The sequence below is a fragment of the Streptomyces sp. Ncost-T10-10d genome (assembly GCF_900091955.1).
In the GTDB taxonomy this organism is placed as follows: domain Bacteria; phylum Actinomycetota; class Actinomycetes; order Streptomycetales; family Streptomycetaceae; genus Streptomyces.
In genome coordinates this window covers 1-25633 of sequence record NZ_FMDF01000012.1, presented here as the reverse complement: position 1 = coordinate 25633, position 25633 = coordinate 1, and the positions used below count along the sequence as shown (strand labels likewise).

Annotated in this window: 21 protein-coding genes and 1 pseudogene; 15 read left to right on the top strand and 7 right to left on the bottom strand. The window is 69.9% G+C overall.

The annotated features are described in order from the left end of the window. The first annotated feature begins 34 nt into the window (after positions 1 to 34). From GA0115254_RS01115 to mug, 4 genes are all read left to right on the top strand, one after another. Positions 35 to 691 carry a LysE family translocator gene (locus tag GA0115254_RS01115; protein ID WP_093893364.1) on the top strand — a complete coding sequence of 219 codons (657 nt, stop codon included), beginning with the start codon at positions 35 to 37 and terminating at the stop codon, positions 689 to 691. A 93-nt stretch (positions 692 to 784) separates the two neighbouring features. After that, positions 785 to 1633, top strand: coding sequence for an SGNH/GDSL hydrolase family protein (locus GA0115254_RS01110; protein ID WP_093893363.1), 849 nt, complete (start codon positions 785 to 787; stop codon positions 1631 to 1633). Positions 1634 to 1692: 59 nt separating this feature from the next. Then, a complete protein-coding gene (purB, locus tag GA0115254_RS01105) occupies positions 1693 to 3135 on the top strand; it encodes an adenylosuccinate lyase (RefSeq protein ID WP_176739926.1) in 1443 nt (480 codons plus the stop codon). A 19-nt stretch (positions 3136 to 3154) separates the two neighbouring features. Continuing rightward, positions 3155 to 3718, top strand: a complete 564-nt coding sequence (mug, locus tag GA0115254_RS01100) for a G/U mismatch-specific DNA glycosylase (RefSeq protein WP_093893361.1) — start codon at positions 3155 to 3157, stop codon at positions 3716 to 3718. Positions 3719 to 3950: 232 nt separating this feature from the next. Here mug and GA0115254_RS01095 read toward each other — a convergent pair whose 3' ends face one another. The 3 genes from GA0115254_RS01095 to GA0115254_RS01085 all read right to left on the bottom strand — a co-directional run bounded on the left by GA0115254_RS01095 (position 3951) and on the right by GA0115254_RS01085 (position 6166). Further along, positions 3951 to 4388 (bottom strand): hypothetical protein, encoded by a 438-nt coding sequence (locus tag GA0115254_RS01095; RefSeq protein WP_093893360.1) that lies wholly within the window; start codon positions 4386 to 4388, stop codon positions 3951 to 3953. Between the two features lie 99 nt (positions 4389 to 4487). Continuing rightward, positions 4488 to 5231: an ABC transporter permease gene (locus GA0115254_RS01090; RefSeq protein ID WP_093893359.1), complete on the bottom strand. Its 744-nt coding sequence runs from the start codon at positions 5229 to 5231 to the stop codon at positions 4488 to 4490. Continuing rightward, positions 5228 to 6166, bottom strand: coding sequence for an ABC transporter ATP-binding protein (locus GA0115254_RS01085; protein ID WP_093893358.1), 939 nt, complete (start codon positions 6164 to 6166; stop codon positions 5228 to 5230). The genes GA0115254_RS01090 and GA0115254_RS01085 overlap by 4 nt, the downstream gene beginning before the upstream one ends. Positions 6167 to 6274: 108 nt before the next feature. On the opposite strand from GA0115254_RS01085, the gene GA0115254_RS01080 reads away from it, so the two are divergent. From GA0115254_RS01080 to GA0115254_RS01070, 3 genes are all read left to right on the top strand, one after another. After that, complete coding sequence (locus GA0115254_RS01080; RefSeq protein WP_093893357.1) at positions 6275 to 7447, top strand: sensor histidine kinase; 1173 nt, start codon at positions 6275 to 6277, stop codon at positions 7445 to 7447. Positions 7448 to 7451: 4 nt separating this feature from the next. Next, entirely contained in the window at positions 7452 to 8102 is a 651-nt protein-coding gene (locus GA0115254_RS01075; RefSeq protein WP_093893356.1) for a response regulator, read from the top strand. Between the two features lie 100 nt (positions 8103 to 8202). Further along, positions 8203 to 9360: an ROK family protein gene (locus GA0115254_RS01070; protein WP_093893355.1), complete on the top strand. Its 1158-nt coding sequence runs from the start codon at positions 8203 to 8205 to the stop codon at positions 9358 to 9360. A gap of 49 nt (positions 9361 to 9409) precedes the next feature. Here GA0115254_RS01070 and GA0115254_RS01065 read toward each other — a convergent pair whose 3' ends face one another. Further along, the gene (locus GA0115254_RS01065) at positions 9410 to 10177 is read right to left on the bottom strand and encodes a GntR family transcriptional regulator (RefSeq protein ID WP_093893354.1); all 768 of its coding nucleotides are present in this window, start codon (positions 10175 to 10177) and stop codon (positions 9410 to 9412) included. 306 nt (positions 10178 to 10483) lie between these two features. Then, the gene (locus GA0115254_RS01060; RefSeq protein ID WP_093893353.1) at positions 10484 to 11368 is read right to left on the bottom strand and encodes an RNA polymerase sigma-70 factor; all 885 of its coding nucleotides are present in this window, start codon (positions 11366 to 11368) and stop codon (positions 10484 to 10486) included. A gap of 152 nt (positions 11369 to 11520) precedes the next feature. On the opposite strand from GA0115254_RS01060, the gene GA0115254_RS01055 reads away from it, so the two are divergent. After that, positions 11521 to 12351, top strand: coding sequence for an alpha/beta fold hydrolase (locus tag GA0115254_RS01055; RefSeq protein ID WP_093893352.1), 831 nt, complete (start codon positions 11521 to 11523; stop codon positions 12349 to 12351). Positions 12352 to 12408: 57 nt separating this feature from the next. Here GA0115254_RS01055 and GA0115254_RS01050 read toward each other — a convergent pair. After that, a pseudogene (locus GA0115254_RS01050) lies at positions 12409 to 13257 on the bottom strand (DMT family transporter); the annotation flags it as partial. 47 nt (positions 13258 to 13304) lie between these two features. On the opposite strand from GA0115254_RS01050, the gene GA0115254_RS01045 reads away from it, so the two are divergent. The 5 genes from GA0115254_RS01045 (at position 13305) to GA0115254_RS01025 (ending at position 22325) form a co-directional block, all read left to right on the top strand. Further along, positions 13305 to 14774: a MocR-like pyridoxine biosynthesis transcription factor PdxR gene (locus GA0115254_RS01045; RefSeq protein ID WP_093893351.1), complete on the top strand. Its 1470-nt coding sequence runs from the start codon at positions 13305 to 13307 to the stop codon at positions 14772 to 14774. Between the two features lie 111 nt (positions 14775 to 14885). Beyond that, entirely contained in the window at positions 14886 to 16466 is a 1581-nt protein-coding gene (locus tag GA0115254_RS01040) for an alkaline phosphatase D family protein (RefSeq protein ID WP_093893350.1), read from the top strand. A 72-nt stretch (positions 16467 to 16538) separates the two neighbouring features. Further along, positions 16539 to 17912: an SWIM zinc finger family protein gene (locus GA0115254_RS01035; protein WP_093893349.1), complete on the top strand. Its 1374-nt coding sequence runs from the start codon at positions 16539 to 16541 to the stop codon at positions 17910 to 17912. Beyond that, on the top strand, positions 17909 to 20581 hold the full coding sequence (locus GA0115254_RS01030) for a DUF7824 domain-containing protein (protein WP_093893348.1): 2673 nt from the start codon (positions 17909 to 17911) through the stop codon (positions 20579 to 20581). Before GA0115254_RS01035 ends, GA0115254_RS01030 begins: the two co-directional genes overlap by 4 nt. Before the next feature lie 310 nt (positions 20582 to 20891). After that, positions 20892 to 22325, top strand: coding sequence for a GNAT family N-acetyltransferase (locus tag GA0115254_RS01025; protein ID WP_176739925.1), 1434 nt, complete (start codon positions 20892 to 20894; stop codon positions 22323 to 22325). On the opposite strand, the gene GA0115254_RS01020 is transcribed toward GA0115254_RS01025, so the two are convergent. Beyond that, positions 22261 to 23535, bottom strand: coding sequence for a trans-sulfuration enzyme family protein (locus GA0115254_RS01020; protein WP_093893347.1), 1275 nt, complete (start codon positions 23533 to 23535; stop codon positions 22261 to 22263). The genes GA0115254_RS01025 and GA0115254_RS01020 overlap by 65 nt on opposite strands. A 59-nt stretch (positions 23536 to 23594) precedes the next feature. Here GA0115254_RS01020 and GA0115254_RS01015 point away from each other — a divergent pair, with 59 nt between their 5' ends. Together GA0115254_RS01015 and GA0115254_RS01010 are read left to right on the top strand one after the other, a co-directional pair. Continuing rightward, positions 23595 to 24092 carry an Lrp/AsnC family transcriptional regulator gene (locus GA0115254_RS01015; RefSeq protein ID WP_093893346.1) on the top strand — a complete coding sequence of 166 codons (498 nt, stop codon included), beginning with the start codon at positions 23595 to 23597 and terminating at the stop codon, positions 24090 to 24092. Between the two features lie 48 nt (positions 24093 to 24140). Then, on the top strand, positions 24141 to 25633 hold a 1493-nt coding region (locus tag GA0115254_RS01010), incomplete at its 3' end, for a DUF885 domain-containing protein (protein WP_093893437.1).

The window sequence follows — 25633 nt, the reverse complement described above, 5'->3', positions numbered from 1 at the left end:
GGGGCGCCACCCGGCTCGGTTACGCTGACAGTCCATGGCAATCAGCACCGCACTATGGTCATTCGCCCTCGTCGTAGGGCTTCTCACCCTCACTCCGGGCCTCGACACGGCCCTCATCCTTCGCACCTCGGCGCTCGGTCGCCGCAAGCGTGCACTCGGTGTCGTCCTCGGCATCCAGAGCGGAACCCTGGTCTGGGGCGCGCTCACCTCGCTCGGTGTCACAGCACTGCTCACTGCCTCGCACGTCGCATACGAAGCGCTGCGTTACGCCGGAGCCGCGTATCTGCTCTGGATGGGCGGACGCATGATCATCCGCACCTTGCGCGACCGGGTCGCCGAGGGGGTGGAGTTGCCAGGGACCGAGGCTCGCGCCCTGGCTCCTCAAGGAACCGACGGGCTCGCTGCGGGGTGGCGGCAGGGTGCCCTGACCAATCTGCTGAATCCGAAGATGGGCGTGTTCTATGTGGCCGTCCTGCCCCAGTTCATCCCGGCAGGCGCCCCGCACTTCGCCACAGGACTCCTGCTGACCGGGGTGCATATCGTGCTCGGCCTGCTCTGGTCGGCGTTGCTGGTCTCCTTCGCCCAGGTGCTGCGCGGCCGGCTGCAACGCCCGCAGGCCCGTCGGCTGCTCGACCGGATCACCGGGACCGTCATCGCCGGGTTCGGCCTGCGGCTGGCCATGAGCGACTGAGGACGCGACCAGCGTCAGCGCACTGCGACGCCCGGTACCTGGCCGACGCCTTCCGGAAAGGGTCGGCCCCCACCGCGATACGATCGCAGCGCCATGGAAACGAATGCCTCCTACACCAGTCTCGTCGCGGTCGGCGACTCGTTCACCGAGGGCATGTCGGACCTGCTGCCCGACGGCTCGTACCGGGGCTGGGCAGACGTCCTCGCCGGACGGCTCGCGGTCCGCACTCCGGGATTTCGCTATGCCAATCTCGCCGTACGGGGCAAGTTGATCACCCAGATCGTCGACGAGCAGGTTGATGCGGCCGCCGCCCTGCAGGCGGATGTCATCACGCTCGTCGGCGGTCTCAACGACACGCTGCGGCCCAAGTGCGACATGGGCATGGTCCGCGGAAGGCTCGAAGAGGCCGTGGAGCGTCTCGCGCCCTCGTGCAGGAAGCTTGTGCTCATGCGCAGCCCCGGTCGCAACGGCCCGGTGATGGAACGTTTCCGTCCTCGGATGGAGGAGTTGTTCTCCCTGGTCGACGAGTTGGCTGTCCGCCACGGAGCGTCGGTCGTCGATCTGTACGGAGCACCGGCCCTGGGCGATCCCCGTCTGTGGGATGTCGACCGGCTGCATCTGACGGCCGACGGCCACCGCCGGGTGGCGGAGGCGGTCTGGCAGACGCTGGGGCTGCCGCCGGAGAACGACTGGCAAACGCCGCTCCCGGCCTCCGTACCTCCGACATGGGCGATACGACGCGTCGACGACCTCCGCTTCGCCCGCCGGCACCTCATACCGTGGATCGGCCGCCGTCTCACCGGCCGTTCGTCCGGAGACGGACGGGCGGGCGCCCAGTACAGCGCCGAACTGGGGAGAGCGTTCTGGGTCACCCCCGAGGATGCCCGCGACCCCGGCCCTGTGGCGACGTGGCGCCAGGTGGATGTGACTCCTCTCTCGTAGCAACCCACAAACCGGTCCGCGGCGCTGGCCTGCACAAACCGCCAGTAGAATCTGGACACGTGACTGCTGTGTCTGCGAAGCCTCGCATCCCCAATGTCCTGGCCGGCCGCTACGCCTCCACGGAGCTGGCCGTCCTCTGGTCCCCCGAGCAGAAGGTGAAGCTGGAACGCCAGCTGTGGCTGGCGGTGCTGCGCGCTCAGAAGGACCTCGGGATCGAGGTGCCGGACGCCGCCCTCGCCGATTACGAACGTGTCGTCGACCAGGTCGACCTGGCCTCGATCGCCGAGCGCGAGAAGGTCACCCGTCACGACGTCAAGGCCCGCATCGAGGAGTTCAACGCCCTCGCCGGCCATGAGCAGGTCCACAAGGGCATGACCTCCCGTGACCTCACCGAGAACGTCGAACAGCTTCAGATCCGGCTCTCCCTGGAGCTGATGCGCGACCGCACGGTGGCGGTCCTGGCTCGGCTCGGCAAGCTGGCGGGCGAGTACGGCGAGCTGGTCATGGCCGGCCGCTCGCACAATGTCGCCGCGCAGGCGACCACGCTCGGCAAGCGCTTCGCGACCGCGGCGGACGAGCTGCTGGTGGCCTACGGGCGGCTCGAGGATCTGCTGAGCCGCTACCCGCTGCGGGGCATCAAGGGCCCTGTGGGCACGGCCCAGGACATGCTCGACCTGCTGGGCGGCGACGCCGGGAAGCTCGCCGAGCTGGAACAGCGCATCGCCGGGCACCTCGGTTTCGCTCAGGCCTTCACATCGGTCGGCCAGGTCTACCCGCGCTCGCTCGACTACGACGTGGTGACGGCACTGGTGCAGCTGGCCGCGGCGCCCTCGTCGGTCGCGAAGACGATCCGCCTGATGGCCGGGCACGAGCTGGTGACCGAGGGCTTCAAGCCGGGTCAGGTCGGCTCCTCCGCGATGCCGCACAAGATGAACACCCGCTCCTGCGAGCGCGTCAACGGCCTGATGGTCATCCTGCGCGGCTATGCGTCGATGACCGGCGAGCTGGCCGGCGACCAGTGGAACGAGGGCGATGTGTCCTGCTCCGTGGTCCGCCGCGTGGCGCTCCCCGACGCGTTCTTCGCATTCGACGGTCTCCTGGAGACCTTCCTGACGGTGCTCGACGAGTTCGGGGCGTTCCCGGCCGTCGTCGCCCGCGAGCTGGACCGCTACCTCCCGTTCCTTGCCACGACCAAGGTCCTGATGGGTGCGGTGCGCGCCGGTGTCGGCCGGGAGGTCGCCCACGAGGCGATCAAGGAGAACGCGGTCGCCTCGGCCCTGGCCATGCGTGAGCAGGGTGCCGAGCGCAACGAGCTGCTCGACAAGCTGGCCGCCGACGAGCGCATCCCGCTGGACCGCGCGCAGCTGGACGCGCTGATGGCCGACAAGCTTTCCTTCACGGGAGCGGCGAGCGACCAGGTCACCGCGCTGACCTCCCGTATCGAGGAGATCGCCAAGCAGCACCCCGAGGCCGCCGCCTACACGCCCGGCTCCATCCTCTGACGGCCGCCGCCGCAACCGGATGACACCCGAAGAACTCCAGGCCGCCCGCGACAGCACCGTTCCCGATGTGGTCGCGGGTGGCCTGCGTGTGCTGTTCTGCGGGATCAACCCGAGCCTGATGACAGGGGCAACGGGCCACCACTTCGCCCACCCCGGCAACCGCTTCTGGCCAGTACTCCACCGGTCCGGCTTCACCCCTCGGCAACTGAAGCCGGCAGAACAGACCGAACTGCTGCGATACGGCCTGGGCATCACCAACGTGGTCGCCCGGGCCACCGCACGGGCGGACGAGCTGTCCACCGAGGAGTTCCGCGAGGGCGGACAGATCCTGGCAGCCAAGGTCGAGCGACTGCGACCGCGGTGGCTGGCAGTCGTGGGGGTCACTGCGTACCGCACCGCCTTCGGCAGGCGAACCGCCCGGATCGGTCCGCAGGACCACACGATCGGCGGCGCCCGAGTATGGGCCCTGCCCAACCCCAGCGGCCTGAACGCGCATTGGACCGCTCAGACGATGGCGCAGGAGTACGGACGCCTCCGCACTTCTGTCGAATGCGACGGCATCAGCACCACCGAAGGATCCTGACTCACCGACGCCTGTACGGCGGCTCGACGCCGATGGCCGTCTTGATTGTCGTTGTGTCCGTGGCAGGAGGCTGCTGGTGCCCGGCCCATCACGGCGAGCGGTGGCGGGGCGTGCGGAGGGCCGGCCGACGCGGAGGGTTGGTGACACGGCCCGTCCGCAGGAGGCGGATACCCGGGCCGGAGACAGCGGACAGCTGCCGCGTTCCGTCTCAGCGGGCAGCAGCCTGCTCATGTCACGGCGGATCAATCTCCGTCACTACAACGCTCAGCTCGCAACCGGGGCCTTCCTCCTCCAGGTAGAGCCCCATGGCAACCCATCGGTCCTCGATCCGCCAGAGCTGGAGGTACTCGCAGCCCGCAATCGTCTCGGCCCACGCCTCCGGAACCTCCTCACCGGCCATCATCCGCTCCTGCGCACTCCACAGACTGATCGTCTGTGGCTCGCCCCAGCGCCCGGTGAACAGCGTCAGCAGCGCGTCGTGCTCTGCGAGGCACTGGGCCCTGTGCTCCAGTCGCCCTACCTCGTCGTCGTCCCAGTGATCAATGTCCGCGTGCAAGGACGCTGTGTGATAGCCGGGCCCGCTGACTCCCGAGCCTGACCGGATGCGCTCCGCGGGGAATTCCCGGGTGCGCATCCCGTCGATGAGGCGGAGGTGATGTGCGGTGGTCATGCCGCTAGTAAACCGCCCAGCACTGACAAGCCGCCCCGCGTCATGGGCTTTGAGGGGCTTTCAGCCGTCTTGCACCATCTTTGAGGACGTGGCAGCGGGCTATGCGTCCCTTCGCCGGATCGCCCACCAGCCTGCCAGCAGCGCGGCCGCCGCCCACGCCGCTGCCACCGCGAGTCCGCTCCATGGTCCGAGACTGCCTTCGGGGTTCTGGTGGAGCACCAACTGCCCTGCCCGGTCGGGCAAATACTGTGCCGCGCCACCGGCGACGTCTCCGATCACGAAGGAGACGATGAGGATGAACGGAATGAGCAGGCTGAGCACAGCCACGGCGCTACGGAGCAGCACCGTCAATCCGGCTGCGAACAGGGCCATCAGGGCCAGATATATCCCTCCCCCGAAGGCCGCCCGCAGGGCACCCGGCTCCCCCAGGCCGATCGCGTACTTCCCCATGAACATCTGTCCCACCAGGAAGGCGCTGAAGCTGGTGACAAGGCCGACGACGAGAGCCGGCGCACCGACGAGAGCCATCTTCGCCGCGTAGAAGAGATTGCGGCTCGGCACCGCGGCAAGGGATATCCGCAGGGCGCCGTTGAGGTACTCGGAAGAGATCGCGGTTGCCCCGAAGCTGATGGCTGCGATCTGGCCGAAGTTCAATGCGTAGAAGGCGTCGAAGAGCGGCTCGGCGTCCGCGTTGTCCGCCTCGGCCTGGCCGACGGTGGCGAATGCGAGCACGGTGATGGCAAGCGTCACGAGCAGGACCGCTATCAGGGATCCGGTGACGGACCGCACCGATCTGATCTTGATCCACTCGGAGCGCAGCACTGCGGTGGTCGACACGGTCAGGCCTCCTGACGGTTGGTGGATGAGGTCGCCGCGGACGCGAATTCCATGGCGTCGGAGGTGAGGTCGAGGTAGGCCTGTTCCAACGTGGTCTGCTCGTCGATGAGTTCAAGAACGGGAATGCCTTCGGCGGCGGCTATCGCACCGATCTCCCCGGCCTTTGCGCCCTCGACGGTCCAACGACCGTCGTCACCCTGCGCAGGCTCATACCCCTTACGGATCAGGACATCACGCAGCCGAGCGGGTTCGGTCGTGCGCACCCGCACCCGGGGCCGGCTGCGGGAGTCAAGGAAATCCTGCATCGGCAGGTCGGCGAGGAGCCTGCCCCTGCCGAGGACCACCAGGTGGTCGGCGAACGATGATGTCTCGTTCATCAGATGGCTGGAGACCAGGACCGTGCGGCCCTCTCGGGCGAGCCGCTTCATCAGCTCGCGGATCCAGATGATGCCTTCCGGATCCAGCCCGTTCGACGGCTCGTCCAGCATCACGACCTCCGGGTCACCGAGCAACGCGGCCGCTATGCCCAGTCGCTGCCGCATGCCGAGTGAGAACGTCTTGATGCGCGTTCCGCCGACCGCGCTGAGGCCTGCCTCCTCAAGGACTTCCTCCACTCTGCGCGCACCCATGCCGTTGCTGACTGCGAGGGCCAACAAGTGGTTCCGCGCGGTACGCGAGCCATGGGCGGCCTGGGCATCGAGCAGGGCGCCCACCCGGCGCAGCGGATCGTCGAGTGTGGCGTAGGGTTGCCCGCCGATCGTGGCCGTGCCCCGGGTGGGCCGGTCCAGGCCGAGAACGAGTCGCATGGTGGTGGACTTCCCGGCACCGTTGGGGCCGAGAAAGCCGGTGACGCGGCCGGGTCGCACGCTGAACGTGAGGCTGTCCACGGCGCGGGTCGTGCCGTATTCCTTTGTGAGCTCATGGACGTCGATGCTGGTCATGTCCTCAGCCTCACAGTCGCGCCCGGTGCCTGGCCTCCCCCGGAGGTGGGGATCGTCTCCCCCGCTCGGGGGAGACGCCGGGCCAGTGCGGGCTGACACGATGGCAGCATGTTCCGCCTTCTCCGCCCACTGACCACCTCTGCCACCTACAGCCGGTGGCTGCATCTCCTCATCCCGGGGGCGGTCTGCAGCGTGTGGCTGTTCATCTCCCCGGACACACCGTGGGCACCCATGGTCTTCGCTGTGCCAGTGGGATTGTTGCCCGCCATGCGGCTGGCCGAGGGCGTTCAGGCACAGCTCCTGCTCACGCCTGCCGAGCGCGGCAGCCCCCACGCCGCGATCTCCACAAGCGCCGCGGCCACTTGGGCGGATCGCTGGAGAACCGTGTTGTGGCTGGAGATACGACTGCTGCTCTGCGTCGCCGTGGGGTATGCAACGGTGTGGTTGCTGGCGACCGCGGTTGACCTCGTCCTCACCGCAGCGGGCGCAGGCCCGAGCGGCGAATGGCTGGTCCGCGGAGTGGAGCCGCACTGGTGGTACACCCTGTTGGCGCCTCTGCCCATCCTGGTGCTGCTTGCCGTGGTCGCGGCGAGCGGAGAGCTGATCACTGCGACCGCCCGTCGGCTCCTCGGTCCTTCGCCGGTGCAGCGGCTTACTGCTCTGGAGGAGCGCACCGAGCAGTTGCTGGAGCGCAATCGCATCGCACGGGAACTGCATGACTCGATCGGGCACGCGTTGACGGTCGCGGTCGTGCAGGCAGGTGCGGCCCGGGCGGCCAACGACCCGGATTTCACCGAGCGGGCACTGGCTGCGATCGAGGAGACCGGAAGGGACGCGCTCGACGATCTGGAGCGGGTTCTGCGGGTTCTGCGCGAATCGGCAACACCAGTGGGGCAGCGGCCGACGCTCGCGGAAGCGGACCGGCTCCTGGACTCCGCGCGTGGTTCGGGCGCTGAGATCGACGCGGACGTCTCCGGTCCGCTGGAGCAGGTTCCGGGAGCGGTCTCCCGCGAGGGGTACCGCATCCTTCAGGAATCCCTCACCAATGTGCTCCGTCACTCCGGGGCGGTTCCCGTCCGGGTGAGGATCAGCGTCACGAACGGCCGGCTGGAGATGGAGGTGACCAATCCGCTCACTGGTTCGATGGGTACACCGGGCGGAGGAAGCGGGCTGCGGGGCATCCGCGAGCGTGCCGCGCTGCTGGGCGGCAACGCCAAGGCAGGTCCGTACGACGGCGAATGGAGGGTGCATGCAAGTCTTCCGTTGAACGGCCTAGGCTGACCTGATGCCGGTTACCGTTCTTCTGGTCGATGACGAACCCCTCGTCCGCGCGGGGCTGCGCGCGGTTCTTGAGGCTCAGCCCGATATCGAGGTGGTGGGCGAGGCGGGTGACGGCGCCGCAGTGATCCCGCTGCTGCATCAGCTGCGCCCCGATGTGGTGGCCATGGACGTCAGGATGCCGCTGATGGATGGCATAGAGGCGACGCGGGTGGTGCTGCGGACCGTGCCGGAGCCACCGAAGATCCTGGTGGTCACCACGTTCGAGAACGACGAGTACGTGTACGAGGCGCTGCGCGCCGGAGCGGACGGTTTTCTCCTCAAGCGTGCCCGGCCCGCCGAGATCGTGCATGCGGTGCGCCTGGTCGCAGAGGGCGAGTCGTTGCTGTTCCCGGCGGCCGTCCGGCAACTGGCCGCCGAGTACGGCACGAGCAAGGCGCGGGCGGCCATGGACAGGGCGTCGCTGACCGAGCGTGAGGCTGCGGTCCTCCGGCTGATGGCCCGTGGCCTGTCGAACGCGGAGATCGCCGCCAAGCTCGTGGTCGGTGTCGAGACGGTGAAGACCCATGTCAGCGCCGTACTGGCCAAGTTGGGTGCGAGGGACCGTACGCAAGCGGTGATCGCAGCGTACGAGTCCGGGTTCGTCGCTCCGAGCTGAGGGTCGCCGGTCCCGGATACCCGTTCCGGCCCGCAGTCGCCCTGCACCCGGGCAGCGAGTAGCATCCGCCTGACATGCGCACGAGCTGGGAGGACACACCGTGAGCCGGCTGACCGGTGGGGATCCGTCACTGCTGCGACGGATCAATTCCGCAGTGGTGCTGCACGCCCTCCGGGGTGCCGACTCCCCCACCCTCACGGACCTGACCCGGATCACAGGTCTGTCCCGGCCGACGGTCGAGGGCGTCATGGAGGGGCTCTTCGAGGCCGGACTGGTCGTGGAGTCGTTGCCCGACGGGGGTGAGACCCGACGTCAGGGGCGGCCGGCCCGCCGGTTCCGGTTCCGTGCCGAGGCCGGGCATCTGCTCGGCATCGAGATCGGCCCGCATCGGATCTCCGCACTGCTGTCGGGGCTGGACGGCCGGATCATCGGGGCGGGCTCACGCGAGGTGTCGGAAACGGCCTGCGCCGACGACCGGCTCGACAAGGTCAGGGCTGTGGTCGCCGATGTCCTGCGGCGGACGGGCGTGGCCCGGAGCAGTCTCCGTGCGGTCGGGGTCGGCAGCCCGGGCATCGTGGAGGCCGACGGGACCGTACGGCTGGGCACCGCCCTGCCGGGCTGGACCGGCCTGGCGCTGGGTGAGCGGCTGAGGCGCTCCTTCCGCTGCCCCGTCCTCGTGGAGAACGACGCCAATGCCGCGGCGGTCGCGGAGCACTGGAAGGGTGCAGCCACCGAGTCCGACGACATCGTGTTCGTCCTGGCAGGGCTGAGCCCGGGCGCCGGTTCGCTGATCGGCGGGCGGCTGCACCGCGGTTTCGGCGGTGCGGCGGGGGAGATCGGCGCGCTGCATCTCCTGGGTCGCGAGGCGACACCGGAGAAGCTTCTGTCGACGACGGACACGCCATTGGACCCATTGGACGAGCCTGCGGTCGCCGCCGTGTTCGCAGAGGCACGGCATGGCGATGTCCGGGCGCAGGCGGCGGTCGAGCGGTTCATCCAACGCCTGGTGCATGATGTCGCGGCGCTGGTGCTGGCGCTGGACCCCGAGCTTGTGGTGATCGGCGGCTGGGCCGCGGGGCTGGATGGTGTACTGGATCCGCTCCGCCGTGAGCTGGCCCGCTACTGTCTTCGGCCGCCGCGGGTCACGCTGTCGCTGCTCGGCGAGGCGGCGGTGGCCACGGGGGCTCTGCGATTGGCTCTCGACCATGTCGAGGAGCAGCTCTTCGCGGTGGAGGGAACGGTGACGGCCCGCCGCTGAGAGCGACGGGCCGTACGCAGACAGGGCGGGCCGGCGGAGCCGGTCGTGCTCAGGAGGCCTGGCGCTCCTGGCCGTGATGGCTGATCTCCAGGTCGCCCGCGTCACCGAAGGTGAGTCGGCAGGTGTCGGCCCGGTAGGTGGCGACGGAGAGCGCCGCAGTGCCGCCCGCCACGAGATACCGGGTGGTGACGACGAGAACAGGGGCGCCGGGAAGCCGGTCGAGCTCCTTGGCGTCGTCCGCGCGCGCCGAACCGAGCTCCACCGAACGGTCCTGGCCGTCGAGACCGAGGCGGTGCAGTTCGCGCAGGACGCTGCGGGCTCGGGCGGGACCGGACGGTGCGTCGATCGCGGAGAGTTCGGGCACGGACGACGACGGGACGTACAGGAGTTCCGCCGCGACCGCCTGACCGTGGGTGACGCGGATTCGGCGGACGATGTGCACCGGCTCGTCGCCGTCCACGTCGAGCATGGCCACCACGGATGCCGGCGCGAGCGCCGTCGTGCAGTCCACGGGCTGCCATGCCTCGCCGGCACCGCCGTCGGACCAGTCGCGCTGTGCCGTGGAGACGGCGACCCCGACGCGCGGCGGGGCGACGGTGGTCCCGACGCCGCGGCGGCGCTGCAGCCTGCCTTCGAGTTCGAGCTGTTCCAGAGCCTGCCGGAGCGTGGCTCGGGCGACTCCGAACCGGGCGGCGAGCTCGCGCTCGTTGGGCAGGATCTCGCCCACCGCAAAGTCCGAGTCGAGTGCCTCACTGAGCACGGTCTTGAGGTGCCAGTACTTCGGCTCCTGCACCGTTTCCAGCTGCGTGGTCCCCACCCTGTCCTCCGCAATCGCCCAGCGGCTTTTCCGCGACGTTATTTATTAAAGGTTCCTGTCTTAACGTTGAGACCATAGGACGGGACACACCCTTGGTCAAGACCAATCCTCCTTCGGTCACGCAGCGAAACGGTCCTCTGCCGCAGAGCGTTCACAGGACGTTCGTGATGCCGTGAGCCGCCCGCAGCACAAGGCCCCACGGCCGGGCAGACCGTGGGGCTTCGGACAGTTACGGCAGAGGGATACCTGACCAAACCGGAGGAGCTTGCGACGGCGGGGAGGGCGCCCAGCGGCCGGGGGGTCCCGTTATTCTCCGGCCAGGCCGGAGAGCTTGTCGGGATTGCGCACGATATATACGCACTGAATGAGTCCGTCCTTGACGTCCACCTGAAAGACGGAGTCGGGCCTTCCACCCGAGAGCACCAGCAGGCCCGGCGCACCGTTGAGCTCCAGGAACCGGATGTCGAGGTCCTGGGTCTGCTCGTGAGTCACGGCGAAGAGGAAGCGGCCGACCTTGTCGGCGCTCTCGATGACCCGCAGCGGCGCCTTGGACTTTCCACCGCTGTCGCCGACGAGGCGCACATCGGGTGCGAGCAGGGCCAGAAGCTCCTCGATGTCACCGCCCGCCGCCGCGGCGAGGAACCGTTCCGTGAGATCACGGCGCTGGGCCGGGTCGACGTCGTAGCGCGGTTTGCGCTCCTCGACATGGTGCCGCGCACGCCCCGCGAGCTGCCGCACCGCGGCCTCGGTCCGGTCCAGGGTGGCCGCGATCTCGGCGTACGGGAAGCCGAACGCCTCGCGCAGGACGAAGACGGCCCGCTCCAGCGGCGACAGCGATTCGAGGACGACAAGCACCGCAACCGATACGGAGTCGGCGAGAACCGCCTGTTCCGCGGTGTCGGGCACGGCCGGCCCGAAATCGGTGACGAGGGGCTCCGGCAGCCACGGTCCGACGTACGCCTCACGCCGCGACTGCACCTGCCGCAGCCGGTCGATGGCGAGACGGGTGGTGATCCTCACAAGAAAGGCGCGCGGCTCCCGTACCTCCTCACGTGATGCGGACGACCAGCGCAGCCATGCCTCCTGCACCACATCCTCGGCGTCGGCGATCCTGCCCAGCATGCGGTAGGCGACCCCGGTGAGCACGGGGCGGTGATCCTCGAAGACATCGGTCGCGGTGTCGGCTTTCACACCTCCATCCCAGCCGAGAGTTCGCAGACTGTCCAGCACGGACCGCCCGGCCTCTTGAACTACAAGCTACCGAGAGGTAATTGTTGTTGACGAGACGTCCAAGTCGCCTTCGGGCATGGCCCGTTCATGCCGGATCACCCCGGGAGCGCCACATGGCCGCCACTGTCTCGTTCAACGTCGACTCACCTCAGGGGTCTCGGGCCGTGTCCATGGCGTATGAACGGACCGGTTCCGGGGAGCCGTTGCTCCTGCTTCACGGCATCGGCCACCACCGTCAGGCCTGGGATCCGGTGCTGCCCGTCCTGGCCGTGGAACGGGATGTGATAGCCGTGGATCTTCCCGGTTTCGGTGCCTCCTCGGCGCTGCCCGACGGTGTTCCGTACGACCTGGCGCGCATGGTCCCGGTGCTCGGTGCGTTCTGCGAGGAGCTCGGCCTGGACCGGCCGCATGTGGCAGGCAATTCGCTGGGCGGTCTGCTGGCGCTGGAGCTGGGCCGCGAGCAGCTCGTGCGGTCGGTGACGGCGCTGTCGCCCGCCGGTTTCTGGACGGAGAGCGAGCGGCGTTATGCCTTCGGGACGCTGCGGGCGATGCGTCGCGGCGCGCTGTCGATGCCCGTGCCGCTGATCGAACGGCTCTCGCGCAGCGCGGCCGGACGGGCGGCGCTGACCAGCACCATCTACGCCCGGCCCGGCCGCCGTTCACCCGGTGCCGTTGTCGCGGAGACCATCGCCCTGCGCGAGGCGACCGGTTTCCACCCGACACTTGCCGTCGGGCGGAGTGCCGCGTTCACCGACGACGTGCCGGGGCTGCCCGTCACCGTCGCCTGGGGCAGCCGCGACCGGTTGCTGCTGCGTCGCCAGGGAATCAGGGCCAAGCACGCCATTCCCGGTGCCCGGCTGGTGCGGCTGCCCGGTTGCGGACATGTTCCGATGAACGATGATCCGGCGCTGGTGGCGCGCGTCATTCTCGACACCAGCCGCTGAGTCGGCACCCCGCGCCGCGCCGCGCCGCGGCAGGACGCCTGAGCCGAGCACCACACCCAGCCCGACCAGAAGGCTGCCGCCGGCCTGCGGGATCCCGTACGAACCGGTGCCGACGAGCGGTGCGGTGAGCGCGGCGGAGACCGGGATCAGGCCGGAGAAGAGTGTGGCGCGTTCGGCGCCGATGCGCTGCATGCCCATGTACCAGCAGACGAAGCCGACCACGGTGACCACGGCCGCCTGCCAGAGCAGCGCCACGGCCTCGCCAGGTGTGGGCATCCGCAGAACGGCTCCGCCGTCGAGCAGCACACCGAGCAGCACGGACTCCGCGGTGGCGACGCCGCAGACCGTGGCTGACAGCAGTTTCGGTCCCAGCAGGCGCAGCGCGGGTACGGCGAGGACGGCGAAGCCGACCTCGCCCACCAGCGCGCCGGCCGAACAGAGGATGCCCGCCGGATCCGTACGGCCCCACCCCTGAACGGCGAAGGCCCCGGTGGCAACGAGCGCGGCCGCATACAGGACCGTGCGCATCGGCCGGCGGCCGTCCAGCAGCGGTACGAGAACGGCGACGAGGATCGGGGCGCAGCCGACGAACACCCCCGGAACGGCGGGTTCCGCGGATCGTTCCGCGCCGAGTACGGCCAGGTTGAAGCCGACCATGCCGACGGCAGCCAGCAGCGCGAGCCGTCCCCACTCGCGCAGGGTGAGGGTGCGCAGAGCGGCGGTCGGCCGGGGCTGCCCGTCGCGAGCCAGCAGCGGCAGGAACAGCAGCGCGGCCAGGCCGTAGCGCAGTGCCTGGCCGCCTGCGTACGGGTAGTCGCCGAGCACGCTGTTGGCGGTGAAGGAGGCGCCCACGAGGATGCAGGCGACAGCCGCGAGGAGCGCCCCGCGCAGGGAAGTGGCGTTCATGGAGCCGACGGTAGGCAGCCGGACGGTCCGGTTTAAGGTCCACTTTCATGATGTCTTCGGGGACCAATTCGCCATCGGACGGCGTGGAGTCCGGGGGGTTCGTGTCCGCTGCCTGGGAGTTGCTGCTTCCGGCTGCCGCGGCCCCGGCCCGTCGACGCGGCCGCGCACTCCAGTCGGCACTGCGGGAGGCCGTGCGCGCCGGCCGTCTTGTTCCGGGTACGCGGCTGCCGTCCAGCCGTGCCCTCGCCGCCGATCTGCGGGTGTCGCGGGGACTGGTCACCGAGGCGTACGAGCAGCTCACGGCGGAGGGGTATCTGCGCAGCGGACGGGGTGCGGGCACGTGGGTGAGCGGGGCGGTCCGGGCCGCCACGCCGGGGGCGCGCGATCTAGCTCCTCGTGCCCCGGGCGCTCGTGCGGATTTCCGGCCCGGCACGCCCGATCTTTCGCTGTTTCCGCGCAGCGCCTGGGCCGCCACGTACCGCTCGGTGCTCGGCCGACTTCCGCACAGCGCACTCGGCTACCCCGATCCGCGTGGGCTGCCCGAATTGCGAGAGGCCCTGGCCGCACTGCTTACCAGGCGCCGGGGAGTGGTCGCCGATCCGGAGCGCCTGGTGGTGTGCTCCGGCGTGGCGCAGGCGACGACTCTGCTCGGGTTTGTGCTGCACGGGCGGGGGATACGTACCGTCGGCGTCGAGGATCCCGGGAGCCCCGAGCACGCCGCACTGTTCGCAGCTGCCGGAATCGCCACCACCGGACTACCGCTCGACAACGAAGGGGTGGCTGCCGAGCCCCTCGTACGCTCGGGCGTGCGCGCCGTCATGACCACTCCGGCGCATCAGTTCCCCACCGGAATCGTCTACTCCGCCGCCCGTCGCAGCAGGCTTCTGGACTGGGCACGCGCCACGGACGGGCTGGTGGTCGAGGACGACTACGACGGCGACTTCCGCTATGACCGCGCGCCTGTCGGCGCGTTGCAGGGTCTCGACCCGGAGCATGTCGCGTACACCGGTTCGGTGAGCAAATCGCTGGCCCCCGGACTGCGGCTGGGCTGGCTGCTCGCACCGGCGAAGATGACCGACGAGATCGTCGCCCGCAAACGCACGATGGATCTCGGCAATCCGGCCGTCGATCAGGCGGTCCTTGCCGACTTCATCAGCCGCGGCGGCTACGACCGGCAGCTGCGCCGCTGCCAGCGCACCTACCGTGAGCGGCGCGACACGCTGGCCGCGGCGCTGGCTGAGCACTTCCCCGGCACCGAGGTGAGCGGGATCGCCGCCGGTCTGCACATCATCGCCCGACTGCCCGAACGGTACGGCCCCGAGCCGGTGTTCATGGCGCGCGCGGCCGCGGCAGGAGTGGCCCTGCGGCCACTGGGCGACTTCGGCGGCGTGCCCTCCACGGACCGGACGGTGAGCCTGGTTCTCGGCTACGCGCATCTGGCCCCCCAGGACATCACGCAGGGTGTGCGGTTGCTGGCAGCGGCTCAGCGATACGAGAAACGGACCGGACATCGGTGAGGGCCGGGTGTTCATCTGAGGTTGGTGTGCGCGCCGCCGACGGGCACAAGGGTGGGGTCGGTCGACCAGCCACCCGTTCGTCCGCTGTCCACTGCCCCCGGAGGCGCCTCGATGTCGTACCGTCCGCGTATTCCGTCCCTCGACCGCCGCGGTGTGCTGCGCGGTTCACTCGTCGCGTCGGCGGCGCTCATGCTCCCCGTGGCGGGCGCCGCGGCCCCCGCCTTCGCGCTGTCCGGCAGGCCGCGCGCGGCATGGGGGGTGCAGGTGGGCGATGTCACCGCGTCGTCCGCGCTGGTCTGGGTCCGGTCGGACCGTCCGGCCAGGGTGGTCGTGGAGACATCGGCGACGGAGTCCTTCCGTCGGGCCCGCACATGGCACGGTCCGCTGGTCGGCTCCGACACGGACTTCACCGGGACGACACCGCTGTACGGGCTGCCACCGGGTGAGCAGGTGCACTACCGGGTGACGCTCTGCGACGCCGAAGACCCCCGCCGCACCGGCGAACCGGTGTACGGAACCTTCCGGACCGCGCCCGCCCGGCGCCGGGACGGGGTGCGTTTCCTGTGGTCCGGCGACATCGCGGGCCAGGGCTGGGGCATCAACCCGGACATCGGCGGCTACGTGGTGTACGACGAAATGCGCCGCCTCGACCCGGACTTCTTTCTCTGCAGCGGCGACAACATCTACGCGGACGGGGTGATCGAGCCGAGCGTGCCCCTGCCCGACGGGCGTGTCTGGCGCAATGTCACCACGGAGGAGAAGGCGAAGGTCGCCGAGACCCTTGCCGAGTACCGCGGGAACTTCCGCTACAACCTGCTCGACCGCAACCTCCGCGCGTTCAACGCGCAGGTGCCTTCGATCGTTCAGTGGGACGACCACGAGGTACGCAACAACTGGTATCCCGGGCAGATCCTCGACGACTCGCGCTACACCGAGAAGAACGTCAATGTGCTGGCGGATCGCTCGATGCGGGCGTTCCGCGAGTACTTCCCGGTGTCCACTCTGCATGCCTCGTCGGGCGAGGGCCGGATGCACCGCGTGGTGCGGCACGGTCCGCTGCTCGATGTGTTCGTCCTCGACATGCGGTCCTTCCGCAACGCCAACTCCCCCGGCCGGCAGCCCGACGACACCACCGGCATCCTCGGCGCCGAGCAGCTCAGCTGGCTCAAGCACGAGCTGTCGCGGTCCCGCGCGGTGTGGAAGGTGATTGCCGCGGACATGCCGCTCGGGCTGGTGGTCACCGACGGTGCGACGGACTTCGAAGCGGTCGCACAGGGCGACCCTGGAGCCCCGCTCGGCCGTGAGCTCCAGATCGCGGAACTGCTCCGGTACATCAAGCACCGGCGGATCACCGGCACGGTCTGGCTGACGGCCGATGTGCACTACACGTCGGCGCAGCGCTACGAGCCCGAGCGCGCGGCGTTCAAGGACTTCGCACCGTTCTGGGAGTTCGTGTCCGGACCGCTGGCGGCCGGTCAGTTCCCGGCCAACGCACTCGACGCGACGTTCGGTCCCGACCGGGTCTTCGTGCGGGCGCCCGACCGCGCGAACGTGTCTCCGATGGAGTCTCCGCAGTTCTTCGGCGAGGTCGACATCGACGGCGGCAGCGGCGAGTTGACCGTGCGGCTGCGGGCGCAGGGCGGTTCTGTGCTGTTCAGCAAGGTGTTGCAGCCGGGGCGCGTCGGGCAGTGAACCGGCACGCCGGCAGTCGGCCCCGGGAAGTGGTCGGGGCCGACTGTCAGTGGTGGGTTCTACGGTTCTTGTATGACCCGATCCGTTCAGGCATTGGCCTACGCACGCCCGTCCGCTCTGGAGTCCTCGCAGGCCGGACAGCTCCTCGGCCTGGAGACCGCCGGTGGTCACACGCCGCGGGGCGCCGAGCCCCACCCCCGGTTCTTCTCCGGTTTTCTCACATCGCCGAAGATTGCTGCCCGCGGCCTGCTGGCCGTCGCGGACGTGGCATCCGCGCGCTACTACCGGCGCACCCTGGCCGCCTCGCTCGACCCGGTGGTGACGGGCAACGGCGATCGGTTGCGCTTCGAGTCGTTCTCCGGCTGTTGCGGGGTGTATGCGCGCCTCGATGTGCTGCGGGACGGTCTGGACGGTGCGCAGACGGGTCACGGTACGACGAATGTGGATGTGAACAATCCGCTGCGGGAGGCGCTTTCGCGGATAGCGGGGGACGATCCGTTGCACATGCGGGTGGGCCCGGACGAGTTGGCCGTCACCACCATGGACGGCTCCGTCGTGGAGAAAAAGGTGCCCCTGCCCGACCGGTGGTTGCGCGGCTTCGCCGAGGCGCAGGTGGTGTCCGCCGCTTTCGATCTGCGGGCCGAGCTGTCGGCCGCGGAGGCTGTGCGGTTCCTGCATTCGCTCCCTCGTTCGTCGGGGAATGCCTCGCGGGGCGCTCAGTGGGTGGTTCCCGCCGGAAAGACGTTGCGGCCGACGACACGGCCGATGGCGGGGGCAGTGTGTCTGCCGGGCCCCGAGCGGCTGGCTGCGCTGCAGCGGGTGTTGCGTCATGCGACATCACTGCGGGTGTACGGGCCGGTGGCCGACGGGACGGCAACCGCGAGCGCCTGGGAGGTGGTGCTGCCGGGCATGCGGCTCACCCTGACGCTGTCGCCCGATGCCTCGCGCGGGTTCTCCGGCGAGGGCGGGGTGCTCGATGCACTGGCCACCGACGATGCCGCGGCCGACGCCGAGCTGGTCTCCGTGCTCCTGGCCTGGGAGCCGCGGATCGAACCCGCCGACCTCGCGGAGCAGTCGGGTCTGACGGTGGAGCGGGTACGGGCCGCGCTCACCCGGCTGGGGACAGCCGGCCGGGTCGGCTACGACCTCGCCGACACGGCCTACTTCCACCGCGAGCCGCCGTACGACGCCGACCGGGCCGAGCGGCACAATCCGCGGCTGGTGGCGGCCCGGCAGCTGGCCGGCTCGGGCGCTGTCGTGCTCGACGGGGACGTGGCGGCCGTGGCCTCGGGAGAGCACCGCTACCAGGTGAGGGAGAAAGACGGGATGCTGAGCTGTACGTGCCAGTGGTGGGCGGACTACCGCGGGCGGCGGGGCCCGTGCAAGCACGCGCTGGCCGCCCGGATGGTCCGTCGCGGTGCACCGGTCGTCGGAGGTGCGCGATGAAGGAGCTGCTCACCGCGGTACGGGAAGGCCGCAAGCAGGACGTGCCGGCGCTGCTGGCCCGGCTGGACAAGACCGAACGCCGTTCGGCGCTGGCGGAGTTGAAGGTGCTCCGCAAGGAGGCCCGGAGCTGGCACTGGCGCGAACAGGACAAGATCCGGAAGGCCCTGCTGGTGGCCGGGGCGGGCTGTCACACCGGCGCCGCGGGCTGCGCCACCTGGATCGGCGCCCGGGATCTGCTGGGCTGGGCACGGTCCCCGTACCCGCTGGTTCTCGAAGTCCTGGCGGACCGTGACCCCGCCTGGCTCGGTGACGTCGCGCAGCGGCTGGCGGGGCGGGCCGCGACGGCGGAGACCGCATACGAGCTCATCTCCGGGCTGGTGAAGATCGCTCAATGCCCGGTTCCCACCACCGACGGCTTCGTGCAGGGCTGGGCCGAGACAGTGTCGGCCGCACCCTGGCGCCGGCAGAGGACGCAACCGCTGCGCGACATCCTCCGTGCCGAACCGCATTTGACCGTTCTGGTGCCGCGGCTCTTCGAGGTTGCGGAACTGCCGCCACAGGTGACCTGGATCGACGAAGCCGACAACCCGTGCCACTGGCCCGAGGCACTGGCCGGCCTCGTGGACGAGGGCCTGCTGGAGCGGTCGATGCTCGTCAACAGTTGTGTGACCCGGCTGCTGCGCGGCGGAAAGCCCGGCAATCTCCGGTTCTCCCTGGCCGTGTTGCGCCGGCTCGCGCTGACCGAGCAGGAGGAGGCCGAGCGGGTCGCCGACTGGATGGGAATGGCCGCGGACGGAATCTCCACCGTGGCCGGCCATGCCCAGGGGGTGCTCGGTCGTCTGGATGAGCGCGGAGAACTGCCCGTGCGGGCACTGGCGGATGTGTCGGGTTCGATGCTGTTCCGCACCGAGAAGAAGCTGGTCCGGGCCCAGCTCGTGCTGATCGGCAAGGCCTTGCGCCGTGATCCGTCGACGGCCGACGAACTGCTGCCCGTCGTCACGGAAGCCTTCGGGCACGAAGACATCGCCGTCCAGGAGCGGGCGCTCAAACTCGTGGCGCGGTACCTGCCCGCCGTCGGTGACCCGGTTCGGGAAGAACTTGCCCTGGCTGCATCGTTGTTGGGACCGGCGCACCGCACGGCTGCGGCCGAGGTGTTCGGCGACCTGCTGGACGACCGGTCGGCGACGGAACCGTACGAGGAGTTGCTGCCCCCCGTTCCGGCCCTGCAACGTGTCGAACCGGCACCGGCGACGCTGCCCGAGCTCGTCGAGGAGGTGGTGGTCCTGGCGAGATCCGCATCGCGGGATGTCACCGCCTTCGAGCGGGCGCTGGACGGGCTGGTCCGCCATGCCCACGCCGATCGGTCGACGCTCGCCGACGCACTGCGTGATGCGCTGGCGGGTCAATGGTGGCTCCACGACGAACGGTTGCCGGAGGTCGATCGGCGGCTCCGCTCGGAGGCGGGTATCGAGCTCGTCGTGGCCGTACTGCTCGGACGGATGTCGGTGCAGGCCGTGCATGACGGACGTGCCGCCTGGACCGGCACCGGGACTTGCGTCCATGCCGCGCTCAAGGGGGTGATGAAGGCCCGGCTGTGGGAGGCCGCCGACGCCGTGCTGAGCGGCAGCGCACCGTTCCTGCTGGCTTTCCCGACGTGGCACACCGGCTCGCTCGACCCAGCTGTGCTGGTCGAGCGGCTGCGTACGTATCAGCAGCTCGGGATCCGGCCCGGCGACGCGGATTTCGCTCAAGCCCTGCTGCGCGTGCGCCGCAACGGTCAACACGAGGCTGCGGCGGCGGCCGCCCTGCTCGGCACTCCGGAGGGTGACCGGCTGGCCGCCTGGCTGCAGGCCGATGAGCCGCTCGCGCCTGTTTTCCGGTTCGATCTGGAGAAGGAGCAGTCCCTGGCTCATGGTTGGGAGATGCGGCAGCCGACCGACTGGACGCGGCGCGTCCTGATGGCCAGCAAGGAACGCCCGGTCATCCAGCGGGAGTTCCCTCGTTCCTTTCACTGGCTGGGTCATCCGCACACCCCGCGCCATCGCACCTGCTACCACTGGGGCGACCACCCGGAGTCCTGGCTCGCCACGCTGCCCGAGGACGGCGAGACCCTGGCCGCATGGCTGTTGCCGACCGTCGCGACGTGTGCGACCGATGAGCTGAGGGGCGCGGCCCAGCCGCTCACCGCACTCGTCGAACTCGGCGGACCCGCCTCCGAGGCCACACATCTGACCGTGGCATACGGGCTGGGAGCCCGGCATTCGGAGGACCGGCTGGCGGCGGTGGACGCCCTGCTGATACTCACGGCCCAGCAGCGGCTGGACGCTGCGTTGCTCGGCAAGGAGGTGGTGACCCTCCTCGACCACAGCCTGGTGAAGACCAGTCGTCTCGCGGATTCCGCCCGCACCGCGGCCGCCACCGGGGCATACCGAACGGTGCTCTCCGTGCTGACCGTCGTCCTGCCGCGGCTGCTGGCGCGCAAGAAGGCACCTCGCGGGCTGAGCGACCTGCTCTCCGTGGCCGCCGAGTGCGTGGAGCACTGTGGTGCGACAGGTACCGAGCCGATACCCGGGCTCGCCGAAACTGCCGCGCGCGGCGGATCCTCGCAGCTGGTACGTCAAGCAGCACGCCTGAAAGCGGCCTGGGAGCATGGTTCGGTACTGACCTGACCGCCCAGGACATGCTGGCGTAACCCGCAGCGACCCGTCCGGGCCGATGGGTTCGGCCCGAGCCGGGCAGGTCCCGTCCGGCGCGATGGCCCCTTGTCCGGGCCCGTCGCTCGGGGGTCCGGGCCCGGACGGCAGCTGCCGTGCCGCCGTCTCATGGCCCAGGCCCGGAGGGGGCCGCAGTACTACTGCGAACCACAATTGATCAAGACATTAATCCGCCAAAACCGACGATAGGGGACCAGATCCACACTTAACCCATCAGTCACAGAGCGTTCGTGGTCAGGCAACACCGCTCAGTCACAGTGAAGGCATGACTGATGTGACATCCGCCAAGACTGCCCGCCGCTCCCACCACTGGCGGCGGGACGTCACCGAACTGGCCGCACTGTTCACCGCGGTCGCGGTGGCCGACGCGATCGCCAACCTGATCGGACACCAGCCGGACGGACCGTACCTCCTGATCGCCTCGGCCGTGGCCTTGGCCGTGACAGCCGCGTTCCACACCTGGTGGGCACGTCGTCACAGCCACGCCCCGCCGCCGACGCGCACCGGCCTCGTCTCCGAGAGCGACAGCGCGTCCCACCTCACCGACGCCGCCGCGACCGCACTCGGGACCATGCCCACCGCCGCAGGCCCGGCCCGTTCCCCGGAGGAGACGACGCTGTGGCGGATGCGTACCACCGTTCGTGACATCCCGGGCAGTCTGGCCGCTCTGTGCATCGCGCTGGCCCGGCACCGGGTCGACATCCTCACCCTGCAGACGCACCCGCTGGCAGAGGGCACGGTCGACGAGTTCCTGCTGCGCGCCCCCGCCCCGCTCCAGGCCCAGCAGCTGAGCCGGGCGATCTCCGCCGCAGGGGGCGGTTCCACCTGGATCGAGCGGGCGGACGCGCACGACCTGGTCGACGCCCCGACGCGCATCCTGGGCCTCGCCACACGCACAGCCCTGGACGCCGCCGAACTCCCCCTCGCCCTGCGTCAGCTGCTCGGCCGCTGCACCATCCACTCGCTGCCCGCCGTCTCGATCACCGGCCGCGCAACCGGTGAGACCGCGCCCGTCGAGGGCGTGCTGGAGGAGACGGTGATGCGGCTGCGCGACCCGTCCGGCGGTGCCATCACCGTCGAGCGGCCCTACCTTCCTTTCACCCCGACCGAGTTCGCCCGGGCCCGCGCCCTGGTAGAGCTCGACGCCCGGCTCGGCCCTCGTGTGCCGCGCAGCGAGCAGGTGCTCACGCTTCCCGAGGGCAACGAGATCACGGTGCGCCGCGCGGACCGCAGCGACGTCGAAGCGGCCCGCGCCATGCACGACCGCTGCTCCGAGCAGACGCTGCGGCTGCGGTACCACGGCCCGGCCCATGACGCCGACCGCTACCTGGACCACCTGCTGAGCCCTCGCTTCGGCCGCACCCTGACCGTACAGACGGCCTCGGGCCGGCTGGTCGCCCTCGGACATCTCCTCTGGGACGGCGACGAGACCGAGGTCGCCCTCCTGGTCGAGGACGAATGGCAGCGCCGCGGAATCGGCTCCGAGCTCCTCGGACGCCTGGTGACGCTCGCCATCGAGGCAGGCTGCGAGAGCGTCTACGCCGTCACCCAGGCGTCCAACACCGGGATGGTCGCGGCCATGCGTTCACTGTCCCTGCCGCTTGACTACCAGATCGAGGAGGGCACGCTGGTCATCACCGCACGGCTGGAAGCGACTCCGGTTCGCTCGCTGCCGCCGTACGAACAGGCAGGCCGGTGACACCCTGACGGCCGAAGCCGTGAGAACCGATCTCCTTGCGGCCGCCCGCCTCCTGTGAGCTCAGTGCCTGGCACAGATCGGCCCACAGATCCTCGACATCCTCCAGACCGACAGACATCCGCAGCAGCCGGTCCCCGACGCCGGACGCCTGCCGGTCCCCCTCATCCACAATGCGGTGGCTGATGGAGGCCGGATGCTGGATCAGGGTGTCCACACTGCCGAGACTGACCGCCGGTGTGATGAGACGGACGGCCGAAATCACCCGGTGCGGATCCCCGTACACCTCGAACGAGACCATCGCCCCGCCAAGCTTCGGGTAGTGGACCCGGGCGATACGCGGATCTGCCGTCAGCCTGCGGGACAGTTCGGCGGCGCTGGCGGAAGCCGCCCGCACCCGGACCGGAAGCGTGGCGAGGCCGCGGAGCAGCAGATACCCGGCCATCGGGTGCAGCACCCCGCCGGTGGCGAAGCGCACCTGCCGCAGGCGGGCCGCGAACTCCTCGTCGCAGGCGACGACCCCGCCCATCACATCGCCGTGCCCGCCGAGGTACTTGGTGGCGCTGTGCAGCACGATCCGTGCGCCGTGCTCGACGGGGCGCTGGAGTACGGGCGTGGCGAAGGTGTTGTCGACGAGCAGCGGCACGGAACCGCAGGAGTGCGCGATCGCACGGATGTCGACCTCGGCGAGCGTCGGGTTGGCGGGCGTCTCCACCATCACCAGCCCGGTGTCCGGACGGATGGCCTCCGCAATGCCCGCAGGGTCGGTCCAGGTCACTTCGGTGCCCAGTAGACCGGCACCGAGAAGGTGATCGCTGCAGCCGTAGAGCGGTCGGACGGCGACGACATGGCGCAGTCCCATGCTCGCGCGGACCAGCAGGACGGCGGTGAGCGCCGCCATTCCGCTGGCGAACGACACGGCGCTCTCCGTTCCTTCGAGCCGGGCGAGGGCGGTCTCGAAGCGGCCCGTCGTCGGGTTGTCCAGCCGTGCGTAGACAGGCGGTCCTTCGAGCCTGGCTCCGGTGGCGGCGAAAGTGTCGATCCGCTCGGCCTCGCCCCTGGAGTCGTACGAGGGGTAGGTGGTGGACAGATCGATCGGCGGGGCATGCAGGCCCAGGGCCGCGAGATCGTCGCGGCCCGCATGCACGGCTTCGGTGGCCAGCGCCCTGGTGCGGGTTGTCGTCGAGGGCGGCATCGATGATTCGGTGTCCATGACATAACCCTGAACAAACGCCGGGGCTTCATGCGAAAGCTCCGTGCTACGTTCGGCAGATGGCCGATTCAGTCGTACTGGACCCGGTGGACCTGCACATTCTGCGACTGCTGCAGAACGATGCCCGGACCACCTACCGCGAGCTGGCCGCCGAAGTCGGGGTCGCACCGTCGACCTGCCTGGACCGGGTGACCAGGCTGCGCCGCTCCGGCGTCATTCTCGGCCATCAGCTGCGTCTGGACCCGGCGAAACTGGGCCGCGGCCTGGAGGCGCTGCTCTCCGTACAGGTCCGTCCGCACCGCAGAGAGCTCATCGGCCCGTTCGTCGAACGCATCAGGACGCTGCCCGAGTCCCGCGCGCTCTTCCATCTGACCGGGCCCGACGACTATCTGGTCCATGTCGCGGTCACCGACACCGCGGATCTGCAACGCCTCGTGCTGGACGAATTCACCTCACGCCGCGAAGTGGCGAGGGTCGAGACCCGGCTGATATTCCAGCAGTGGGAGTGCGGACCGCTGCTGCCACCGTCCGCAGGATCGGCCGGGACAGGCCACTGAGGCCGAATGATGATGACGCGGAGGCCCCCGCCGTACGAGGATGTCCGCATGTCAGACATTCCCAGCAGCGCGCTGCCCCGTCAGGTCGCCGACGCCTACGTCGACGCATTCATCGAACTCGACCCGATCGCCGGAACCTATCTGGGTGTTGCGGAGAGTTCGCGCCGCCTTCCCGATTTCTCCCCCGCGGGGCAGGAAGCTCTTGCCGAGCTCGCCCGCACCACCCTGGCGAAGCTCGATGCCGCCGAACAGCTGCCCGGCGCGGACAGCGATGCCGAGCGCCGCTGCGGCCGCCTGCTGCGCGAGCGGCTCACGGCGGAACTCGCCGTCCATGAGGCCGATGAGGGGTTGCGCACGGTCTCCAACCTCTCCTCCCCGGCGCACAGCATCCGTGAGGTGTTCACGGTGACGCCGACCGAGACCGACGAGGACTGGGCGGCGGTCGTGGACAGGCTGCGAGCGGTGCCCGCCGCCCTGGAGGGCTACCGCGAGTCGCTCGCGCTCGGCCTGGAGCGCAAGCTGCTCGGCGGCCCGCGCGCCACGGCCACCTTCATCGACCAGCTCGACGAGTGGTCCGGCGAGGACGGGACGGGATTCTTCCAGGACTTCGCTGCCGCCGGCCCGGCGTCTCTGCGTACCGATCTGGACGACGGCGCCCGCCGTGCCACCGAGTCGGTCGCGGCGCTGCGCGACTGGATGCGCGATGTGTACGCCCCCGCGGTCGAGGGTGCGCCGGACACGGTGGGCCGCGAGCGGTACGCGCGCTGGTCGCGCTACTTCAACGGCACCGACCTGGACCTCGACGAGGCCTACGCCTACGGCTGGTCCGAATACCACCGGCTGCTCGCCGAGATGAGGACCGAGGCCGAGAAGGTCCTGCCCGGCGCGGGTCCCTGGGAGGCACTGGCCCACCTCGATGTGCACGGCAAGCACATCGAAGGGGTCGATGAGGTCCAGGCCTGGCTGCAGAGTCTGATGGACGAGGCGATCGAAGCCCTCGACGGCACGCACTTCGAACTCGCCGAACGGGTAAGGAAGGTGGAGTCCCGCATCGCGCCGCCCGGCGGCGCCGCGGCCCCGTATTACACGGGCCCGTCCGAGGACTTCTCGCGCCCCGGCCGCACCTGGCTGCCCACCATGGGCGAGACCCGCTTCCCGGTGTACGACCTGGTCTCCACCTGGTACCACGAGGGTGTGCCGGGCCATCACCTGCAGATCGCCCAGTGGACACATGTCGCCGACAGCCTCTCCCGCTACCAGGCATCGATCGGCGGTGTCAGCGCCAATGCCGAGGGCTGGGCGCTGTACGCGGAGCGGCTCATGGACGAACTCGGCTTCCTGCCGGACGCCGAGCGCCGCCTCGGCTATCTGGACGCGCAGATGATGCGGGCCTGCCGGGTGATCGTGGACATCGGTATGCACGCGGAGATGGAGATTCCCGCGGACTCCCCGTTCCACCCCGGCGAGCGGTGGACCCCTGAGCTGGCCCAGGAGTTCTTCGGCAACCACAGCGGCCGTCCGGCCGACTTCGTGGAGAGCGA

Bases quoted from the DNA above. Each gene is read 5' to 3' on its own strand.
- GA0115254_RS01095 (WP_093893360.1), bottom strand. From the start codon at position 4,388: ATGACCACCGCACATCACCTCCGCCTCATCGACGGGATGCGCACCCGG.
- GA0115254_RS01015 (WP_093893346.1), top strand. From the start codon at position 23,595: ATGGCCGATTCAGTCGTACTGGACCCGGTGGACCTGCACATTCTGCGA.
- GA0115254_RS01040 (WP_093893350.1), top strand. From the start codon at position 14,886: ATGTCGTACCGTCCGCGTATTCCGTCCCTCGACCGCCGCGGTGTGCTG.
- GA0115254_RS01115 (WP_093893364.1), top strand. From the start codon at position 35: ATGGCAATCAGCACCGCACTATGGTCATTCGCCCTCGTCGTAGGGCTT.
- GA0115254_RS01055 (WP_093893352.1), top strand. From the start codon at position 11,521: ATGGCCGCCACTGTCTCGTTCAACGTCGACTCACCTCAGGGGTCTCGG.
- GA0115254_RS01030 (WP_093893348.1), top strand. From the start codon at position 17,909: ATGAAGGAGCTGCTCACCGCGGTACGGGAAGGCCGCAAGCAGGACGTG.
- GA0115254_RS01025 (WP_176739925.1), top strand. From the start codon at position 20,892: ATGACTGATGTGACATCCGCCAAGACTGCCCGCCGCTCCCACCACTGG.
- GA0115254_RS01080 (WP_093893357.1), top strand. From the start codon at position 6,275: ATGTTCCGCCTTCTCCGCCCACTGACCACCTCTGCCACCTACAGCCGG.
- GA0115254_RS01075 (WP_093893356.1), top strand. From the start codon at position 7,452: ATGCCGGTTACCGTTCTTCTGGTCGATGACGAACCCCTCGTCCGCGCG.
- GA0115254_RS01045 (WP_093893351.1), top strand. From the start codon at position 13,305: ATGATGTCTTCGGGGACCAATTCGCCATCGGACGGCGTGGAGTCCGGG.
- GA0115254_RS01035 (WP_093893349.1), top strand. From the start codon at position 16,539: ATGACCCGATCCGTTCAGGCATTGGCCTACGCACGCCCGTCCGCTCTG.
- mug (WP_093893361.1), top strand. From the start codon at position 3,155: ATGACACCCGAAGAACTCCAGGCCGCCCGCGACAGCACCGTTCCCGAT.
- GA0115254_RS01085 (WP_093893358.1), bottom strand. From the start codon at position 6,166: ATGACCAGCATCGACGTCCATGAGCTCACAAAGGAATACGGCACGACC.
- GA0115254_RS01020 (WP_093893347.1), bottom strand. From the start codon at position 23,535: ATGGACACCGAATCATCGATGCCGCCCTCGACGACAACCCGCACCAGG.
- GA0115254_RS01110 (WP_093893363.1), top strand. From the start codon at position 785: ATGGAAACGAATGCCTCCTACACCAGTCTCGTCGCGGTCGGCGACTCG.